This is a genomic window from Desulforamulus profundi, assembly GCF_002607855.1.
In genome coordinates, this window is record NZ_AWQQ01000102.1 from 1 (window position 1) to 5091 (window position 5091).

Here is a 5091-nt window from a genome sequence, read left to right on the forward strand (position 1 = left end):
CGGCCATGACGGTGGCGGTGGTGGTGCCGTCCCCGATCTCTTCCTGCTGGGATTTGGCAATATTAATGACCATCCGGGCAGCCGGGTGGTTGGCTTCCATCATGGTAAGAATGGTTACCCCGTCGTTGGTGATGACCACCTCACCGAATTTATCCACCAGCATGGTATCCAAGCCCTTTGGCCCCAGGGTGCCTTCAACGGCAGAGGCAATGGCCCGGACCGCATTTGAGTTGGTCATCAGGGCAGCCAATTTTTCATTGATCTCGGCACCCTGACTGGCCTGTTGTTTGAGACTCACGGAAAAGTTCCTCCTTAAAATTAACCCTGACCCTTCAGCAAACGCTCCAGGGTGCGGGAAAGATTACGGGACATGCAATCAATCACAGTAACCACCCGGGCGTAATCCATCCGGGTGGGTCCCAATATACCAATGGTTCCCAGGATTTTATCCCCCACCTGGTAGGTGGCGGTAATCATGCTGCAGTTTTGTATCTCCTGCCGGCTATTTTCGCTGCCGATTTTTATGGTAATACCCTGGGAATCCCCTGGTGTTTCCAGTATATCCCGTAAAGTATCCTCCTGTTCCAAAAGGGACAGCAGCACTTTCACCTTATCTACATTGTGAAACTCCGGCTGATTCAAAATATTAAATACCCCTTCAAGGTAGATTTATCCTCCTTGCCGAGGCGATGCGGTCCTGCATTAATTCTATGGCTAAATCCAAAATATTCCGGTGCCTGGCCAGCTCGAAGTAAATCTCCTTGATCAGGGTAAGCCTGATGCTGCCCATGGTCTTGCCCTGGAGTTTGGCATTCAGCACGCCGGAAATCTGATCCAGGTCCTGCTGGGTGATGTTCTCCGGCACGGACATCATTTGGTGGTGCACAGCACCCGTATCCATCACCACAATGATGATGGCCTGGGCCGGCCCCATCAAGACCAGTTGAATATGTTTGTAGGAGCACTTGCCCAACTGGGGCGTCTGCACAAGGGCGGTGTAATTGGTAAGCTGCGCCAGCATTCTGCCGGTGCGGTTAAGAACCTCTGCCACTTCCCGGACCTTGTTTTCGTAGCCGCTGCGGATGGTCCCTTCTTCTTGCTCGGTTAGCTGCTCCAACTGCATCAGGCAATCCACATAGTAGCGGTAACCGAGGTTGGAAGGAATCCGGCCGGCGGAAGTATGGGGCTGCTCGATAAACCCCATTTCCTCCAAATCCGCCATTTCATTCCGGATGGTGGCCGGACTGACCCCCAGTTTGTATTTGCGGGAAATGGTCCGGGAACCAACCGGCTCCGCGGTGCTAATGTAATCTTTTATGATGGCCAACAGGATCTGCTGTTTACGTTCATCCATTTTCACGTCGGCACACCCCCTGCCTCACCCTTAAAGGGTGTTAGCACTCTAATTTGATGAGTGCTAATCTAATTTAAAATTTAGCAAATGGAAAAAACTTTGTCAAGGATACCAATTTGACCATCAGCCGTCGGCCATCAGCTTAATTTTTTATTTTTTCAAGAATTAGCGGCAACATAATGGGTTTATACAAATTCTGCGAATACCTGATTAGCCAGCGGTAAACCTTTTCCTGTTAATCTAAGATACCCATCCACCAGCTCTACTAAACCCTTCTTTTCTAACTCTCTGACCTGTCTCCCAAAGACTTCCGTCAGACCTATGCCAAATCTTTGGCGAAAATCAGCAAGGTTTACTCCCGGGATCAACCTTAAGCCTAAGAACACAGTCTCTTCCATCTGTTCCCCTTCGGAAAGTGATTGAATCTCTTCTGTAGGCCTTTGGCCCGCTTGAAGTAAAGAGACGTATTGATCAATATCCTCCACATTTCCCCATCTTGACTGGTTTAGGTGCGAGTGGGCGGCGGGGCCCAGTCCGAGGTACTCCTGGTTGTGCCAGTAAAGCAAGTTATGCCGGCACCGGTACCCCGGTCGGGCAAAGTTTGAAATTTCATAGTGTTCATAGCCTGCTGTGCCCAATATTTCTATAACGATGCGATACATCTCCAGCTCCAGTTCTTCCGGGCAGGCAGCCAATCTACCCTGGTCAACGGCCCGGGTCAAGGGAGTTCCCTCTTCCAACTGCAGGCTGTAACAAGAAACATGATCCGGTTGTAAATTCACTATCTCAGACACAGACTGCCGCCAGCGGGCGGCAGTCTGTGTGGGCAAACCAAACATTAAGTCAAGGTTGAGGTTCTCAAAACCTGCCGCCCGGGCAAAATGTACCGCTTGTCTGGCCTGGTCAAAGTCGTGGATGCGTCCGATGACACGGAGCAGTTCCCGGTGGGTGGATTGCACCCCCAGGCTCAGGCGGTTAAAGCCTGCTGCCCTTAGTTCCCGCAGGGACGCCAGGGTTACCGTTCCCGGGTTTGCTTCGGTGGTGATTTCAGCCCCCGTGACGATGGTAAAGACCCGAGACACCTGCTCCAAAATACCCGCCAACTGCCCGGACATAAGGCAAGTGGGCGTACCACCGCCCACAAAAATAGTAGCTATTTGTTTTTGTTCAGGGGCAAGGGTTGCCCTGTAATAATCAATTTCCTGTCCCAGGCCCCGCATGTACTGCTCAACCTGCCCCTGTTCGATGGGATAGGAAGCAAAATCACAGTACAGGCACTTTTGCAAACAAAAGGGTACGTGAATGTATAAACCTATTGGCATGGATCCACCAGCTTATTCTTAATTTCCTTAATCAGGCGTTCCTGGTTGACTGAATCCTCCAGCCACTCCTTGACCACCGGCCAAATCAGGACATTCCCCCGGGCGCCGGTAATGCTGCGGACGGTGTTGTCCACCACTTTTCGCTGGTCCCTGGTTAACGTCCCGCAGCCGACCTTTTCCAGCACCGGCTTCAGGTGCCTCAGATAACAGCTCATTGCGCTGACTCACACCTATTCTTCAATACTTAAAACTGCCATAAAAGCTTCCTGGGGAATCTCCACATTCCCCACCTGTTTCATGCGTCTTTTACCCTCTTTTTGTTTCTCCAGCAGCTTTCTCTTACGGCTGATATCACCGCCGTAACACTTGGCCAGAACGTCTTTGCGCATGGCCTTGACGGTTTCCCGGGCGATAATTTTGTTGCCGATGGCTGCCTGGACCGGAATCTCAAACATATGCCTGGGGATCAAGGAACGCAGCTTTTCCACCAGCGCTCTGCCCCGGGTATAGGCCCTTTCCCGGTGCACAATACAGGACAGGGCATCCAGGACCTCCCCATTGAGCATAATATCCATTTTGACCAGGTCGGATTCCTGGTAACCCAACATCTCATAGTCCAGGGAAGCGTAGCCCCTGGTTCTTGATTTCAACTGGTCAAAGAAGTCATAAATAATTTCCGATAAGGGAATTTCATAGGTCAGCATCACCCGGTTAACGCCCATGTACTCCATGTTATTGTAAATGCCCCGCTTGCCCTGGCACAGATCCATAACCGTGCCCACAAAGTCTTTGGGCACCATCACGGTGGCTTTCACATAGGGCTCTTCTATCATTTCAATGTTGTTGACCGGGGGTAAGTTGGCGGGGTTATCGATCTCCAGCACTTCACCCTTGGTGGTGGTCACACGGTAAACAACACTGGGGGCGGTGGTAATAAGATTGAGACCGTATTCACGTTCCAGGCGTTCCTGGATAATTTCCATGTGCAGCAGTCCTAAAAATCCGCAGCGGAAACCAAAGCCAGGGCCTCGGAAGTCTCAGGCTCGTAAATTAAGGAAGCGTCGTTTAATCTCAGCTTATCCAGAGCGTCCCTTAAATCCTCATATTCAACGGTATCCACCGGGTACAAGCCGCAGAACACCATCGGAGTCACCTTGCGGTAGCCCGGCAGCGGTTCCGGCGCCGGCTTTTGGGCGGAGGTAACGGTGTCACCCACCCGCACATCCTGAACGTTCTTCATACTGGCGGCCACAAAACCAACTTCGCCGGTACTGAGCTGGTCCACGAAAATCATATTGGGGTTAAAAACACCCACTTCGGTGACCTCGAATTCCTTTTGTGTCGCCATCATACGGATGCGCATCCCTGGCTTGAGGGTTCCCTGAACAATTCGAATATAGGCAATGACCCCTCGATAGGCGTCATAGTGGGAATCAAAAATCAGGGCCTGCAGGGGGGCATTGGGATCACCCTGCGGCGGGGGAATCTTGGTGACCACCTGTTCCAGGATCTCGTTGATACCAATGCCGGTTTTGGCCGAAGCCAGTACGGCCTCGGAAGTGTCCAAGCCGATTACGTCCTCGATTTCCTGCTTTACCCGCTCCGGTTCGGCACTGGGCAGGTCAATTTTATTAATGACCGGGATAATTTCCAGGTCATTTTCTAATGCTAAATAAACATTGGCCAGGGTTTGGGCTTCAATCCCCTGGGAGGCGTCCACAACCAGCAGGGCCCCTTCACAGGCTGCCAGGCTTCGTGAAACTTCATAGGTAAAATCTACGTGACCGGGAGTATCAATCAAATTCAGCTGGTACTCTTCCCCGTCGGAAGCCTTGTAAAAGAGGCGGACCGCCTGCAGCTTGATGGTAATGCCTCTTTCCCTTTCTAAATCCATTTTATCCAGCACCTGCTCAGTCATTTCCCTTTCACTGAGGCGCCGGTCTGTTCTAATATTCTATCAGCCAGGGTGGATTTACCGTGATCAATGTGTGCTATAATGCAAAAGTTTCGAATACGATTTTGGGGCGTTGCCATTCATACTCCCTCCTACTCCGAAAAACGACATACTCTTTCATTATAGCACCGGTTAAGCCTTGCTTCAACTTGTACAAGACGCTAGATCCGTTCTTTTACCCACTGGTGTACCGCCCTGACTTTCTCGGATTCCCACCAGGCATTCCACGGTTCCTGCATCACCTTTTTAACGTTGGCTACTTCCTCAATTAAACGGGGATCTGATTTTACCTCCTGCAGCTTTTGTTTTGCCACAAGCAGGTAGCTGTCAGCCCTGTTTTTAACGGCCGGGATATCCACTGCCAGGGTTTCTCCCAAAAGTTCAATTTGAACAACACCGGAATCCTTCTCGAACAGTTTGAATAAATAAACCGGCCGGTCCGGTAAAACAATATCATTGAA

At 51.0% G+C, this 5091-nt stretch carries 4 protein-coding genes and 2 pseudogenes; all 6 read right to left on the bottom strand.

The window, feature by feature from the left end; all coding sequences use genetic code 11:
• The coding region (locus P378_RS15450; RefSeq protein WP_274378741.1) for a TCP-1/cpn60 chaperonin family protein at nt 1–298 on the bottom strand (298 nt) is incomplete at its 3' end.
• Nucleotides 299–318: 20 nt separating this feature from the next.
• A pseudogene (gene hrcA, locus P378_RS15455) lies at nt 319–1360 on the bottom strand (heat-inducible transcriptional repressor HrcA).
• A gap of 179 nt (nt 1361–1539) precedes the next feature.
• Nucleotides 1540–2676: a radical SAM family heme chaperone HemW gene (gene hemW, locus P378_RS15460; RefSeq protein WP_099083882.1), complete on the bottom strand. Its 1137-nt coding sequence runs from the start codon at nt 2674–2676 to the stop codon at nt 1540–1542.
• Nucleotides 2667–2891: a hypothetical protein gene (locus tag P378_RS15465; RefSeq protein WP_099083883.1), complete on the bottom strand. Its 225-nt coding sequence runs from the start codon at nt 2889–2891 to the stop codon at nt 2667–2669. Before P378_RS15465 ends, hemW begins: the two co-directional genes overlap by 10 nt.
• 15 nt (nt 2892–2906) lie before the next feature.
• Nucleotides 2907–4710, bottom strand: a pseudogene (gene lepA, locus P378_RS15470) (translation elongation factor 4).
• Between the two features lie 81 nt (nt 4711–4791).
• A partial coding sequence (locus P378_RS19820; RefSeq protein ID WP_099083884.1) for an HMG-box domain-containing protein occupies nt 4792–5091 on the bottom strand: 300 nt, incomplete at its 5' end.